This window comes from uncultured Citricoccus sp. (genome assembly GCF_937871995.1).
Taxonomy (GTDB): Bacteria; Actinomycetota; Actinomycetes; order Actinomycetales; family Micrococcaceae; genus Citricoccus.
The window spans coordinates 1-14741 of record NZ_CALMQR010000116.1 but is presented as its reverse complement, the minus strand read 5'-3'; the positions used below and the strand labels follow the sequence as shown (position 1 = coordinate 14741).

The window sequence follows — 14741 nt, the reverse complement described above, 5'->3', positions numbered from 1 at the left end:
GCCCCGGCCCGCAACCCCTCCACGCCGGAGCGGTCACTACATACCGTCTAGATCCAGCGGCACGTCGCGGTAGTAGCGTTGCAGCGCGTCACCAAGCCAGCGGTCGACCTCATCATGCCCGAGGGACGCGATGTGTCGAACGGCGTCGTAAATGAGTGGTGCCGTCTCGTCAGAGCGGTCGGCATCCGCGAAGCCCATCAAGAAATTAGCGGCGTATGCTGCATTGTGTTCCGGCGTTAGTTGGAGTGCTAAGCCGGCAAAGCGACTCGGGTTTGCAGCGGCTTCCTTACGCAGGACACTCGACAGCTCGCGGGCCCCACCAGTGAAGGTGCCGTAATTCGTTTCGTCAGAGTTGTACCTGCTCATGGCCTTAAGCCACTGCTCATCGGTCATCTTGCTCGCTGCTTGCGGCCCGATTGGCGAGTCGATCGTGCCGCTAATGATGCCGCGCGGCTTCGACGGCGCGTGTTCCTGGAATTTTCGGCGGTACTCGGCCAGCCGACGTCTGCCATCTAGACTTAGTCGCTCTTCCTCAAGAGCCGAAAGCAACGTGAACGCGGACCGTCCGAAACTGTATCGACTTTCGTTTGTGTTGTGCAGGTCTCGGAACTTGTCTTCAAGCTGCCGGTGAACCTCGTCGCTAAGGTGCGGCGCAACCGCATGGACCAACTCGCGCGTGGCCCAGTCGGAGTCCGACATGTAACCGCAATCAAGACGGGTGCCACCTTCCAGAATCAGAGTTGCCGCCCAATCGGCGAAGTTGGTAGCACCAGCAGTCAGCGCCCGGTAGAGCAAGAACTGAGCCGCATCGTGCGGATCGGCGGCTAGTTCTTCGAGAAGCGGTCGGACTTCGTGCGGTGAGGTCCGAGCAAGCATTTCGAGTGCACGAATTGAGCCAGTGAACAGCGCATCATCAAGCTTTCTGTCATCAAGCACGTCGACATCAAATCGCGCGGAGAAGTGTCGGTCAGGAATGGGATCATCGGGACGCGGCTCGTAGGCCGTGGCGGCCATGACCTGACGTAGATACGGAACGACAGTCTGGACGAAGGTCAGGGGCTCGGCTGCGGCGGCTTCGCGCGCCAGCTTAGCTGCGCCATACTCGCGAACATTGAGAAGAGCCACCCTCCCCCTCTCGTCGAGCTGAAGTCCTTGTGCGTGGTCGATGACCCGTGCCTCAATCAACTCAATTGCCCAAAGCGGCTTGTGCTCTGCAAGGTTGTGCGTCGCCAGCCACAGCTCATGCTCGGCGGCGTCGAAGCCACCTTCGCGCACCGCCGCGAGCAATAGGTCGAACAACGGGCGACTCTGATGCGCGTCGGAGAACCGAACGATCCAGCGCAGCCAGTCGAGGTACTCAGGCGCAGCCTGACGTGCACGTAAAAGCTCGGCGACCTCGCCCAGTAGCTCCATACTTGCGCTCATCATCAGGTTGATCGCACGTTTCCCAAGAATCGGCTCCCCGCTATCAAGCCAGGCCGTGATCGTGCCGTCCTCGTAGAACCTCCTGAACCACGGGGCGCGGCGTGTGTGCAACCAGAGTTGCTCCTCAAGCCGCGGCACCGTTGCAGCAACCTCGAAGATGACCTCGGCATCCTCGCTGGTCGGAACGATCAAGTTGGAGAGCACTGCGAGCACGGTCGCCTTGATGTGAAAACGCACCTGTTCACTCATCAACAGGGCTGATGCTTCAACGCGGAAACGCCCAGGCTCGCGATCATGGAGGTGCTGCAGGATCTGACGTACCTGCGCTCTGCGGAACAGTTCTTGCTCGTGTCGAAGCAGAAAGTCGACCAAGGACTCTGATCGCGACACCCACTGCCGAGCAAACGCATAGTCAAAGAACGTCTCGTGGAAGAACGCGATCCGATCGCCGTCACGTGCAAGGACGTGCTCCGAAACAAGCACGTTCGCATCCTCGATCAGGTCACCGTCATCAAGTATCTCGACCGGGACGGAGAGCGTCTGGCGGTCGCTTGCCGCGTTTGCGACCCGACTGATCACCTCGTTAAATCGCACATTAACTCGCCTTGCACGAGAGGTTTGTCGCTTACGCTCCCAATAGGCCTCAAACAGTGAGCCCTTGGATTGAAATGCCAGCGCTCCCTCTTGGCCTGCGATTGTCCTAAGTAGCACGAGGTGCATCGGAATTCGCAGGATCGATCGTTGGGAATCAGTCAAAACCGTCGCATCGAAACCCATCTCACTGACGGCGGCGTTGACTACGTCGCCAGAGAGAGGGCCAACCGACACCCTCACCGTGTCGGGCCGGTTAGCCAAAGACCGAATCCGATGGTCGTTGTCGATGTCGAACTCTCGGCAGGCGAGGATGACTTTGACGCCCGATACCGACAACGCTTCTCCAATGAGGTCCACAACGATGTCGAAGCTCTCGGGCATTCGTCCCGACGCAAGGCTGACCGCATCGAGCTGATCAATGACAAGAAACGCGTCCCGGCTTTCGGCAGCCAGTGCCAACACAACCGCCGGCGAGGTTTCTAGTCCAAGCTGTCGGCCTAAGTCCGTCGTGGAGGCAAACGACTCGAGGCGGTCAAGGCGAATCGCTAGCACTTCGGCGCCTGACGCTTCAAGTGACTCGACAGACTGCTCTAGAACGGAACTCTTACCCCCACCGGCCGTACCGGCCACAAAGCCCATCTGGCGATCGCGAAGCGCGTCGATAAGCTGAGGAGCTTCGGCTCGCTCAATTCGGGGCTGCAGCAATTCGCGTTGGACCGATTCGCGCCAACTGTTCGTGAGAGCACTGACTTGCTCGTGCGCGCTTTGGTGCGAGGCAGCCTCGAGCGGACGGATGTCTTGCTGAGTGAGTAGCTCCAGAAGCTCAGTCCGAGTAAGACGCCGGCCTAGGTTGTCGAGAAGGATGTCTCCGATCGCGAGAGCAATCAAATGCCCCGTCGCCCCACCCAACTGACGTCCGGCGAACATTGCGTTCATTCGGATGATGTCGTGCTCGTCCTGGACCGAGAACCACATGCCCCGCAAGGTGTCCCATGCGTTCTGCGGACTGCCAAGAATGCCTGTGGCAGACACCTGATCAAAGACAGGACGGAGCTCGCCTGTCAGCCAGGATTGAGTGAACGAAGTCAGATCGGACGACTTCCGAGCTCGCTCAGCCAACTCCTGCAACGGACGGCAAGGGACTAGAGATACGAAGTGAAACTTGCGGCCTGCCGCAACATGAGCGGCCGCCGCCTCGAAAACCCTGAGGTCAGCGAGAGACCGAACCGTCCAGCTATTACTGCTTCCATTCTGACGCTTGAGTTGGTGAACCTCAGTGGATGTACTGCTTACGAAGGTGAACTCCGCCCCTTTGCCGACTTCAATATCCACATCTTCGAGTGTCAGTGAATGGCGGTCATCAGCGATGCAGTAAAGCGCATGCCTAATTGCCCACGCTGCCTCGTACTTGTTGCCCAGCTTGTCGGCTTCACCACCCGGCCTCGGGCTCACTTCGACTCCAAACTGCAGACGAGCCGTATGCTCGTGCAGTTAATGTGCGTCAACATCACCAAGTCTCCTCAGCCAACGATGAGCCGTTGCGTTGACCCCAACGACTTTCTTTGTACTGGCTGGCGTCCATGCTGCCGGGAAGATCGTCACAGTTCGCCCGCAAAGATGCGTAATGATCGGACTTCTTATGCGCCACCGTCCGCCTTCCTGTTGATTTTGTCGGGTATGTCTAGTGCCCATTTCGCGCGTATTCAAACAAGTGATCGAAGGCAGGAAAAGCTGCTAGCGTGCGGTTTCGTTACGCGCTCATCTCAACACAGCCTCCCGATACTTGCACGATTAGCGTCACTTGGTTAACAGCACAAGGACTGTTCTCAGCGTCTCGGACGCAGCCATCGCTGCGTCGTATCCCTAGTGAGCACCACGGACCAAAACGTCGGCGACCGAGGGACCTATGATCTACGGTCGCGTTCGTGCCCACGTTTTGCCCACACTTTGCCCACAACTGGCCGGAATTCCACTAATCTCACCGCATCAGAAACCCCTGAATTACGGGGAAGTCCACGCTAGAGGAAGACTAAGGGAGGTTTCGAGTCCCACCGGGGGCACCATGGTTCCGACCGTCCACGGGACCGGGCCGGTCCTGGGGTGTCTCCGAGCCGCCGCCGGGACCTCCCGGCCGGGGGCGTCCCGGCCTACACTCGGGACCGTGACCCAGGCGAACCCGCCCTCACGTCTCTCCTCCTGGGCCCGGTACCGCGCACCTGAACCGCCCGCCGGTACCATCGGCAGGCCCCGCCTGCACGCGGCCCTGGAAGCAGCGACGGCACAGCACCCGGTGACGATCGTGGCCGCACCCAGCGGCTACGGGAAGACCACCGCGGTGGCGACCTGGGCCGCCTCCCACGCCGGTGCGGTCGCCTGGCTCTCGCTCAGTTCCGCGGACAGCGACCCCTCCGCGCTCACCTCCGGCATCGTGGAATCCCTCCAGGCCCTGCCGCCGCGCGGGGTGCGCTCCTCCGGGGCCTTCTCCGGCATCGACGCCGGAGGAGGCGTCAAGGCCGTGTACCGGCAGGTCTGCCGGGCCGCCCAGGACCTGGATGCGCAGGTCTACCTGGTGATCGACGACGCCCAGCGGGCCGGTGGGGGCCTGGGCGGCGGCCTGCTGGGCCTGCTCCTGGAGAGCAGGCCGGATCCGTTGCGCCTGGTCCTGGTGGGCACGTCGTTCCTCGAAGTGGCACTGTCCAGGGTCCTGCTCACCGACCCGGGGGCCCTCGTGTCCGGCGAGGACCTGGCCTTCGACGTCGAGGAGCTGTCCCGGCTGTGCGCGCACCTCGGGTCGGGGCTCGGGACCCGGGACCTGATGGAGGACTGCCAGGGCTGGCCCATCGCCACCCGCCTGGCGATCCTCGGGGGGCAGCGCCCCGCTCCAGCCGACCAGGACGCGCACACCCGGCTGGGGGACTACATCCGGGACCACGTGCTCGCGGCACTGCCCGGGCACCTGGCGTCGTTCATCATGACGGCCACCGCCTGTCCCGAGCTCACCCCGGACCTCGCCGTCGCGGTGACCGGGCGACCTGACGCGGGGACCCTGCTCGAGGACCTCGCGAGTCGCGGCATCTTCCTCCACCGCTTCGACCTGGACGGCAGGGTGGCCTACCGGTGGCACCCCGTCTTCGCCCGTCAGTGCGGACGTATCCAGTCCGCGGAGCAGGACTCACGGTGGCGGGAGGCGCACGCCCGGGCCGCCCGGTTCCTGGAGGCCACGGATCCGCTGGCATCCATGGGACACCTGGTGGCCGCCGGTGCGGTGGAGCGTGCGGTGGACACCCTGACCCGGCGGTGGGTCGGGTTGCTGGTGGACGACCAGGCCACCGCCGTGGCCCAGTGGTGTGCCGGCCTGCCGGACGGGGTGGCCGAGGACCCCCGCGTCCTGCTGGTGTGGGCCTGTGCCGAGGACATCATCGGCGAGCACCGGGTGGCCCGTACGCGCTTCGCCCGGGCCACCCGGCTGGCGGCCAGGACCGGTCCCGGTGGCAGCACCGGTCCCGACGGCGGCACCGGTGCGGTGCTACGCCTCGCCCGGCTCTTCCTGGTGGACGACCAGGCCGAGGCCCTGCGGGCCTGCGCGGACGGTCACGAGCTACTGGCCACCCCCCAGGCGCTGGACCGCCGGGAGCATGCCCCCGTGCTCTTCCTCCTCGGCTGGAACGCACTGCGTCTGCAGGTCCTTCCCGGCCTGGGCCAGGAGCTCCTCTCGGCAGCGGCACGGGAGGCGAGCGCACTGGGAGACCTCGCCCTGGAACGACGCGCGCTCGGTCACCTCGCGTCCGCGGCGGCCTGGAGCGGAAACCACCGGCGGGCGCGCCAGGTGCTGGACCGGCTGGCGGCCCAGCGCGAGCCCCCGACGCTCACCGGGGCCTACTTCGGGAGCGGCGGGGGCGCCCTGGCGGCGGGCTGGCTGGCGTACTGGTCGGCGGACCACGCCACGGCGCACCGCGAGCTGCTCCGGGTGATCGAGAGCGGTGACTCGCGGATGTCCTTCACGGGCGTCGCGCGGATGGTGCTGGCGCTCAACGCCGCCGCCTCCCAGGACCCCGCGATGCGACGTCGGGCCGCAGCCGAGATCCAGGCCCTTCCCCCCGGAGACGTCCACGGCGTGGACCGGGCGGTGTTCCGGGACACCGCTGTGGCGGTCCTGGACGAGGCCGCCGGCCACCGCGTCAGGGCCGTCGCACTCGCCGAGAGGCACGCCGGGACCGCGGACCCGCCGTTCGTGGGGGTGGCCCTGTCCGGGATACTCCGGCGCGCCGGCGATCCGGCGGCCGCCCTGCACCTGCTGGCACACCACCGCTCCTCCTTCGGGATCTCCTACGTCCGGGTGGCCACCCGCGCCACCGCCGCACTCGTGCACAAGCACCGGGGCGAGCCGGACCTCGCGCACGAACTGTGCGAGTCTGCCCTGGACACAGCCACGGCGGAGGACATCCGGGTGCCCTTCTGCGACGGCGACTTGGACATGCGGCTGTTGCTCGCGGACCACCTCTCGCGCCGGACGCGGCACGAGGGCTTCATCACCGCGTGCCTGACGATGTCCCCCGCCGGTGGCGTGCTGGAGGCGCTGTCCGAGCGCGAGCGGGACGTCTTCCGGTTGCTGCAGACCTCCAGGACGGTCCGGGAGATCGCCGAGGAACTCTACGTGTCGGTGAACACGGTCAAGACCCATCAGCGCGCCATCTACCGCAAGCTCGGCGTCCAGAGCCGGCGTGAGGCCCAGAGGGTGGCTCCGTGACGGCGGGCCCGGAACGGTGACCGTCGCCGCGTCTCAGGCCGGGCCGTCGTCCGGGTCCTCGTCGTCGGTCCGCTCCTGATCGGACAGGGCCGCCTCCAGAGCGGCCTCCGCGGCCGCCGCCGGGACGTGGGCCACGGGAACGACCATCGCCCCCGGGTGCCTGAACTGGCGCTCCGGGGAGGACCAGGTGTGCTCGACGAGGATGATGGCCCAGCCGCCGGGGGTGACCATGGCCAGGACCTCCCGGATGTCCTGTTCCGTGATCATCCCCGGGACGAGGAGGTCGACGCCGGCCAGGGAGAACTCCTCGGCATCGACGTCGCTCCAGGAGACCCGGCCGTGGGCGGTGCGGCTGGCGACCACGAAGTCCAGCACCCGGACGCCTCCGGCACGGACCAATTCGCTCAGGCGCCGCAGCAGGTCCGGGTCCGGGCGGGCCTCGACGAGCCGGGCGGCGAGGAACTCCACCGGCCCCAGGGGCCCCGGCCAGGACGATGACCTCGGGACCATGGTTCTGCCTTTCTGGGGGATGCACCACGAGGGCGCGCCTCGGTGATCGCACAGAGGGTCACACGTCCCCGTACGGTCCGTCGGGGTGACTCACCTGGAACGGGCGAGCGGGCGGGCGCGGCCCCCGGCCCACGCTGCCGGTGTCCCGGCCCGGGGCCGTCCGGGCTCGCCCGGTCCGGATGAGCACCCCACCATCACCGTCCATGGGCGGGAAGCATCGAACCAGAGGACCGGTGTGCAGGGAACGCCTGCCGGCGAACGACCGTCACCGGCAGGCCAGGACACACGCCGGGGAAGAGGAACGGAAGAGGAAGGGAACACGATGCCTGAGTTCCGCTATGGACCCGTGGAGCTGTACCTCGTGGGGTTCGACTCGGATCGACCCGATGCCGGTACCTTCGGGGCACTGGCCGACCTGCTGGCCACCGGTGTCGTCCGGTTGCTGGACCTGGTGTTCGTCAGCAAGAGGGAGGACGGGGAGGTCGACGTCGTCGAGGTGGAGGAGGGGGAGGACCCCCTCGGACTGGCCACCGGGCCGGACCCCCTGGCCGGGGGGATCGTCGCGGACGAGGACCTGGCCGACCTCGTGGCGCCGATGGCGGCGGGGACCTCCGCGGTGGTCATGGCCATCGAGCTCACCTTCGCCAGGACCCTCACCGAGGAGCTGGCCCGGGCCGGGGGAGAGGTGCTCCGGGTCGAGCGCATCCCCGCGCCGGTGGTCAACGCGCTCGTCGACCTGTACGAACCAGTGGAAGGAAACTGACATGCCCCTCCGTCGACGTGGACGCCCTGGCATCATCGGACTCGCAGCCCGGACCGCCGTCGTGGCCGGGACCGCCTCCGCGGTCTCCGGTGGGGTCCAGGACCGCCGGGACCGACGGGCCCAGGCGCAGTTCGAACAGGACCAGTACGCGGCCGCCCAGCAGCAGGCGCAGGCCGACGCGGCCGCGGCCCAGGCCGTCGCGGCGCCGGCCCCGCCACCACAGGCCGTGCCGGCCCCGCCACCACAGGCCGCGCCCGCCGCACCGGCCGCCGGCGGGGCGGACGTGCTCGCGCAGCTGCAGCAGCTGGCCGAGCTGAAGCAGTCCGGCCTGCTCTCGGACGCGGAGTTCGCCGCCGCCAAGGCGAAGCTCCTGGGCTGAACCGGCTGAACCGGCTGACGGCGCCTTGCGCTGACAGCGGACGGACCGCGGATCCGCCCGCTGCCAGGTTGCTTTTCGGATGCGGACGGTAGACTGGAGCCAGCCCCCCACGCCTGACCCGCGAGGTCAGGCCGCACTACCGTGGACCGCACGCGATCAGCAGAGGAGATGGCCAGTGGCCAACCCCGTCTTCAACAGCAAGAACTTCCAGGAACAGATGCACTCCGGTGACGGCCGGGGCGGCGCCGCGACCCGGCAGGCACCGGGCTGGTATCAGGGCGGCCCGGGCTCCCAGCAGGGCCAGGGCTGGTACGCGGGCGGACAGCAGCCGCAGTACGGCCAGCAGGCCCCCCGGACCCCGCAGTACTCCCCGGAGCAGCTGGAGCAGATGTACGCCCAGCCGGCCGCCGGCCCCGCCGACACCGGGCGGATGAGCTACAACGACGTCATCGCCAAGACCATCATCACCCTGGGCCTCGTCCTGGTCGGTGCGGTGGTCGGCTGGATGATGCCGGCCCTGATGCTCCCCGGGGCTATCGTCGGCCTCGTGCTGGGCCTGGTCAACTCCTTCAAGCGTGAGCCGTCGCCGGTCCTGATCCTCCTCTACGCTGCCGCCGAGGGCCTGTTCCTGGGCGGCATCTCCCAGGTCTTCGAGCAGATGTGGCCGGGCATCGCCGTCCAGGCCGTGCTGGCCACGTTCTGCGTGTTCGCCGTGACCCTCGCGCTGTTCGCCTCCGGGAAGTGGCGGGTCTCCGCCAAGTCCGTGAAGATCTTCATGATCGCGATGATCGGCTACGCCCTGTTCTCGCTGGTCAACCTCTTCCTGATGCTCTTCGGCGTCACCGACGCCATGTTCGGCCTGCGCGGCGAGTTCCCGCTGCTCGGCCTGGGCATCGGCGTCCTGGCCGTGTTCCTGGCGGCGTTCTCGCTGGTCATGGACTTCACCGCCATCACCGAGGGCGTCAAGGCCGGGGCCCCGCAGAAGTACTCCTGGTCCGCGGCCTTCGGGCTCACCGTCACCCTGGTGTGGCTGTACGTGGAGATCCTGCGCATCCTGGCGATCCTGCGCGGCAACGACTGACCGTCCCGGACCGCCGTCCCGACGATCCCCACGATGACCGACGCATCCACGGTGGCCGCCATGCCCGCCTTCGGCGGGCCGGCGGCCACCGGCACGCAGTACGTCATTCGCCGCGGCGGGGCCGAGGCGACCGTGACCTCACTGGCCGGCGCCCTGCGCCACTACGAGGTGGACGGCACCGCCCTGGTGGAGACCTACGACGAGGACGAGCTTCCACCCTCCGCCTGCGGGATCCAGCTCTCCCCGTGGCCCAACCGGGTCCGGGACGGCCGATGGGAACTGGACGGGGTCACCCAGCAGCTGGACCTGACCGAGCCGTCGCGGTCCAACGCCAGCCACGGCCTGCTGCGGAACACGGCCCTGCACGCCGTCCGGCTCTCCGGGCACCGGGTGGTCCTGCGCGGTGAGATCCACCCCCAGCACGGCTACCCCTTCCGGCTCACGCACCAGGTCGACTACGCGCTGGACGACGCCGGCGCCCTCACCGTGCACCAGCAGCTCACCAACCACTCGCCCCGCCCGGCACCGGTGGCCTTCGGTGCGCACCCGTTCCTGCGGATCGGCCAGGTGCCCAGCGAGGACCTGACCCTCACGCTCTCCGCCGGCACCCGGCTGGAGTCCGACGAGCGCATGATCCCCACCGGCTCCGTCGCGGTCGACGGGACCGCGACGGATTTCCGTGCCGGCCGGCGCGTCGGCACGGAGCTGCTGGACGCCGCCTTCACGGACCTGGTGCCCGGCCAGGACGGACTGCACCACCACGTGCTGGCCGCCCCGGACGGCCGGAGCGTGGAGCTGTGGACCGAACCGGCCTACGGCTACGTGCACGTGTTCTTCACGGACAGGTTCCCCGGCCGCCACCGAGCGGTGGCGGTGGAGCCGATGACCGCCCCGGCCAACGCCCTCAACAGTGGCGAGGGCCTGGCCTGGATCGGCGCGGGTGGCCAGTTGGCAGCCGCCTGGGGCATCACCGGGCGACTGTGACCCACCAGGAGGCAAGCCCTTGAGCACCACCCCCCAGCCGACGCCCGGGAACGGGGCCGAACTGGCCGTCCCGGGACGTGATCCCCTGCTCACGGCATCCCAGCAGGCCAACCGGGTCGCCACCGACGTCCCCTACGGACTGACGGTCGCCGCCGCCTGGTCCTGGCGCGTCCTGCTGGTGCTGGCCATGGCCGGGGCGAGCATCTGGCTGCTCAGCCACGTGTCCCTGCTGGTCATCCCGTTGATCATCGCGGCGCTGCTCGCCACGCTGCTCAATCCCGTGCACCAGCGGTTCCGCCGCTGGGGCGTGCCCACCGGCCTGTCCGTGACGGCGATCATCATCGGCTTCCTGGCGATCATCGTGGGTCTGCTGACCCTCGTCGGCCAGCAGCTGACCGTGGGCTTCACGGACATGCGCGACCAGATCATGGTCGGCGTCCAGGGCATCGTCGCCTGGCTCGCCAGCGTGGGCGTGACCACGGACCAGTGGAACGACATCTTCGCCAACCTCGGCGACACCGTCCGCAACAACAGCCAGCAGATCCTCTCCGGCGCCCTGGGCTTCGGCTCCACGGCCGGCAACATCGCGGCCGGCACCGTGCTGGCCGTCTTCGCCCTGATCTTCTTCCTCTACGACGGACAGCGGATCTGGCGGTTCTGCCTGAACTTCGTGCCCCGCCGTCACCGCGAGGCCATCGACGGGGCCGGCAAGGCCGGCTGGAACTCCCTGGGCAGTTACGTGCGGGTGCAGATCTTCGTGGCCTTCGTGGACGCGGTCGGCATCGGTACCGGCGCCTGGGTCCTGGGCGTGCCGCTGGCCCTGCCGCTGGGCGTGCTGGTGTTCTTCGGGTCCTTCATCCCGCTGGTCGGTGCCTTCCTGACCGGCGCCGTGGCGGTGCTGCTGGCCCTGGTGGCCAACGGCCCCGTCAACGCGCTGATCATGCTGGGCGTCGTGCTGCTCGTGCAGCAGATCGAGGGTAACGTCCTGCAGCCCCTCGTCATGGGCCGGGCGGTCAGCCTGCACCCGCTGGCCGTGTTCCTGGCGGTCTCGGGGGGCACGGCCGTGCTGGGGCTCGTGGGTGCCGTCTTCGCGGTCCCGCTGATGGCGTTCCTCAACGCGACCATCAAGTACTTCCACGCCCGGCCGTGGCTGGAGGGCGACCAGGAACCCAGACCGGACGTCCCGCGGGAGGGGACGCTGAAGGAGCGCGCCGCCGAGCTCGAGGGGCCGTGGGGCCGTGCCTACGAGACCATCGACGGGGTGGTGCGCAAGGCCACCGGGGGAGCCGACGGTGCCGAGGGCCGGGGCGGCACCAGCGTCACGGAACGACGCCGGGCGCGCCGTGAACTCAAGCGGTCCCAGACCCGTTCCCGCTTCCTCCCCCGGCGCTGGCGTGACCACGGCGGCGCCGGCACGGCGGACGACGACGGCCCCGACGCCGCCCGCGTGAGTCCCGACGGCGGCAATGTGCGCGGCGGGACCGGTCCGGGGGAGGACAATACGGGGATGGACCGCTCCGGCCGCCGGCCGGACCAGGACGGAGGACACCAGTGACCACGACCCCGCAGAGCCAACGTCCGGAGCACGCCCCGGACGACGCCACCGTGCCGGCCGAGGCCGGTGTTGACGCCGGTGCCGACGCCGTGGGTGAGGCCTCCGGGACCCGCCCGGTCCTGCCCGTCACCCTGGCCGACATCGAACAGGCCCGCGAGATGCTGCGGGACGTCATCGTCCCGACGCCGCTGGACCACTCCCGGGCCCTGGGACGGGTCACGGGCGCCACGGTGCACCTCAAGTGCGAGAACCTCCAGCGCGCCGGATCATTCAAGGTCCGGGGCGCCTACGTGCGGATGGCCAAGCTCAGCGACGAGGAGAAGGCCCGCGGCGTGGTGGCCGCCTCGGCCGGCAACCACGCCCAGGGAGTGGCCCTGGCCGCCTCCAAGCTCGGGATCAAGGCACGGATCTTCATGCCCCTGGGCGTGGCCCTGCCCAAGCTCCAGGCCACCCGGGACCACGGTGCCGAGGTGGTGCTGTACGGAAACAACGTGGACGAGGCCCTCGCCGAGGCCCAGCGGTACGCCGAGGAGGTCGGCGCCGTGTTCATCCATCCCTTCGACAACGCGGACGTGGTCGCCGGCCAGGGCACCATCGGCCTGGAGATCCTCGAGCAGGCACCCGACGTCGACACCCTGGTCATGGGGATCGGCGGCGGCGGACTGCTGGCGGGGGTGGCGGTGGCCGTCAAGGAGATGGCCCGGCGCCAGGGCCGGCACATCAACATCATCGGCGTGCAGGCGGAGAACGCGGCGGCGTACCCGCCCTCGCTGGCCGCGGACGCCCTGGTGCCGCTGGAGACCGTGTCCACCATCGCCGACGGCATCGCCGTGGGCAAGCCGGGACAGATCCCGTTCCAGATCATCCGGGAGCTCGTGGACGGGGTGGTGACCGTCTCGGAGGACGCCATCGCCAACGCGCTGGTGTTCCTGCTGGAGCGCTCCAAGATGGTCGTGGAGCCGGCCGGCGGGGTCGGGGTGGCCGCCTTGCTGGAGGGCAAGCTGGCCGAGCTGGGCATCCAGTCGAAGCACACCGTGGTGCTGCTCTCGGGCGGGAACATCGACCCGATGCTGATGCTCAAGGTCATCCAGTCCGGCCTGGCCGCGGCCGGGCGTTACCTGACGGTGAAGATGTCCCTGCAGGACCGGCCCGGCGAGCTGTCCACCATCTCGCGGATCATCGCCGAGACGGACGCGAACGTCACCCGCGTGGACCACACGCGCATCGGCGGATCGCTGGGCATGGGCGACGTGACGATCACCATCGACATGGAGACCCGCGGCCTGGACCACTCCGAACAGGTGCTGGGCCGGTTGCGCGCCTCCGGGTACCAGCCGCAGGTCGACCAGCACCAGCCGCGCACCGAGCGCTAGGGTGGGCGGCGCGCACCCGCGCCATCATTCGCCCACCTGGAAGGACCCCGATGAGCTACGAGAACCCCACCCCCAACGCGACCACCGCCGCCCGGACGCTGTTCCGCGTCGGCCTCGGCGGAGTACTGATCGCCCACGGCACGCAGAAGCTGTTCGGCTGGTTCGGCGGCGGCGGCCTGGAGGGGACCAGCCAGGGCCTGCACGCCATGGGCTTCCGCCCGGGCAAGACCAGCGCCGTGCTCGCCGGGGTCGGTGAGGCCGGCGCCGGCCTGGCCCTGGCCCTCGGCCTGGCGACGCCGGCCGCCGGGGCGGCAGCGGCCACGACGATGGGCGTGGCGGCCAGCGTGCACGCCCCCCAGGGCTTCTTCGCCACCGAGGGCGGCCTGGAGTACCCCGCGGTGCTCGGCCTGGCCGCCACGGCCTTCGCGGTCGGCGGTGCCGGGCGGGTGTCCCTGGACGCGGCGACCGGCCACGTCCTGGACCGGCCCTGGATGCGGGCGGCCGCCGTCGCGGCCATCCCCGTGGCCATCGGCGTCCAGGTCTACCGCCGCCACCAGGCGCTGGCCGCGGAGGGGACGCCGGAACCGGCCGTCACGCCCGTGGAAGAGGGCTCCACGGATCCGGCCTGAGCGGTCAGGCGGCGTCGGGGCGACCGGCTCAGGCCGCGCCGGCCGCGGTCACGGCGACCGTGGTGGAGGCCGGGATGGTGCCCACCCTCCGCTGCAGGGCCGCCACGGCGGGATTATCCTGGGAGACGGCCACGATGCGTCGTGCCAGCCCGCGGCGGTCCAGGTCGCCGCGGGCCGGGCCGAGCAGGCCGTAGGCGAGGTTCAGGGCCTTGAGGATGCCGAGCTCGGTCCCGTCGGCCCGGGTGGCCTCACGGGTCCCGGCCAGGACCTCGCCGAGCCGCTGGCGCAGGGCGATCTCCGGTGCCGGGCTGGTGATGACGTAGTGAGGGGCGCGGAACCGGCGGGGGACCTCCTGCACGATGCCCTGCCGGGCCAGCGCGTGCCCCACGGCCCGCTCCGGATCCAGCGCCGGGCTGGCCAGCAGCGCGGAGATCCTCTTCCCGGACAACCGGTCCAGGGCGGGCAGCGAGGCGTCCAGCACGGGATCCCCGGTGGTGCCGGCCCGCACCACCGCGACCCGGGGGTCCCGGCCCTGGCCGACGTCGATGACCCCGGCCTCGGCCAGGTCCGTCAGCAGGGCCGCGACGAGCCCGTGGCGGCGGTATCGCGAGACCCTCTCGGCGGCCCCGTTGTCCTTGGTCAGCAGCAGGAAGGTCTCTTCGACGATGAGCATGACCCCAACCTAGCAACAACGACGGCGG

At 69.0% G+C, this 14741-nt stretch carries 11 protein-coding genes; 8 read left to right on the top strand and 3 right to left on the bottom strand.

The window, feature by feature from the left end:
• Nucleotides 1-36: 36 nt before the first annotated feature.
• A complete protein-coding gene (locus Q0283_RS13600; protein ID WP_298045130.1) occupies nucleotides 37-3471 on the bottom strand; it encodes a hypothetical protein in 3435 nt (1144 codons plus the stop codon).
• A 709-nt stretch (nucleotides 3472-4180) separates the two neighbouring features.
• On the opposite strand from Q0283_RS13600, the gene Q0283_RS13595 reads away from it, so the two are divergent.
• Nucleotides 4181-6766: a LuxR C-terminal-related transcriptional regulator gene (locus Q0283_RS13595; protein ID WP_298045129.1), complete on the top strand. Its 2586-nt coding sequence runs from the start codon at nucleotides 4181-4183 to the stop codon at nucleotides 6764-6766.
• Between the two features lie 33 nt (nucleotides 6767-6799).
• On the opposite strand, the gene Q0283_RS13590 is transcribed toward Q0283_RS13595, so the two are convergent.
• Nucleotides 6800-7276: a DUF6325 family protein gene (locus Q0283_RS13590; protein WP_298045127.1), complete on the bottom strand. Its 477-nt coding sequence runs from the start codon at nucleotides 7274-7276 to the stop codon at nucleotides 6800-6802.
• A 322-nt stretch (nucleotides 7277-7598) separates the two neighbouring features.
• On the opposite strand from Q0283_RS13590, the gene Q0283_RS13585 reads away from it, so the two are divergent.
• From Q0283_RS13585 to Q0283_RS13555, 7 genes are all read left to right on the top strand, one after another.
• A complete protein-coding gene (locus Q0283_RS13585) occupies nucleotides 7599-8039 on the top strand; it encodes a DUF6325 family protein (protein ID WP_183523767.1) in 441 nt (146 codons plus the stop codon).
• Nucleotide 8040: 1 nt separating this feature from the next.
• Nucleotides 8041-8418, top strand: a complete 378-nt coding sequence (locus Q0283_RS13580) for an SHOCT domain-containing protein (RefSeq protein WP_298045126.1) — start codon at nucleotides 8041-8043, stop codon at nucleotides 8416-8418.
• A 175-nt stretch (nucleotides 8419-8593) separates the two neighbouring features.
• Nucleotides 8594-9499, top strand: coding sequence for a Bax inhibitor-1/YccA family protein (locus Q0283_RS13575; protein WP_298045125.1), 906 nt, complete (start codon nucleotides 8594-8596; stop codon nucleotides 9497-9499).
• Nucleotides 9500-9532: 33 nt separating this feature from the next.
• A complete protein-coding gene (locus tag Q0283_RS13570) occupies nucleotides 9533-10483 on the top strand; it encodes an aldose 1-epimerase family protein (RefSeq protein ID WP_298045124.1) in 951 nt (316 codons plus the stop codon).
• A 19-nt stretch (nucleotides 10484-10502) separates the two neighbouring features.
• Nucleotides 10503-12038, top strand: coding sequence for an AI-2E family transporter (locus Q0283_RS13565; protein ID WP_298045123.1), 1536 nt, complete (start codon nucleotides 10503-10505; stop codon nucleotides 12036-12038).
• A gap of 158 nt (nucleotides 12039-12196) precedes the next feature.
• Nucleotides 12197-13411: a threonine ammonia-lyase gene (ilvA, locus tag Q0283_RS13560; protein WP_221243445.1), complete on the top strand. Its 1215-nt coding sequence runs from the start codon at nucleotides 12197-12199 to the stop codon at nucleotides 13409-13411.
• A 50-nt stretch (nucleotides 13412-13461) separates the two neighbouring features.
• A complete protein-coding gene (locus Q0283_RS13555; RefSeq protein ID WP_183523786.1) occupies nucleotides 13462-14040 on the top strand; it encodes a DoxX family protein in 579 nt (192 codons plus the stop codon).
• Between the two features lie 28 nt (nucleotides 14041-14068).
• On the opposite strand, the gene Q0283_RS13550 is transcribed toward Q0283_RS13555, so the two are convergent.
• Nucleotides 14069-14713, bottom strand: a complete 645-nt coding sequence (locus Q0283_RS13550) for a GPP34 family phosphoprotein (RefSeq protein WP_298045122.1) — start codon at nucleotides 14711-14713, stop codon at nucleotides 14069-14071.
• Between the last annotated feature and the right edge of the window lie 28 nt (nucleotides 14714-14741).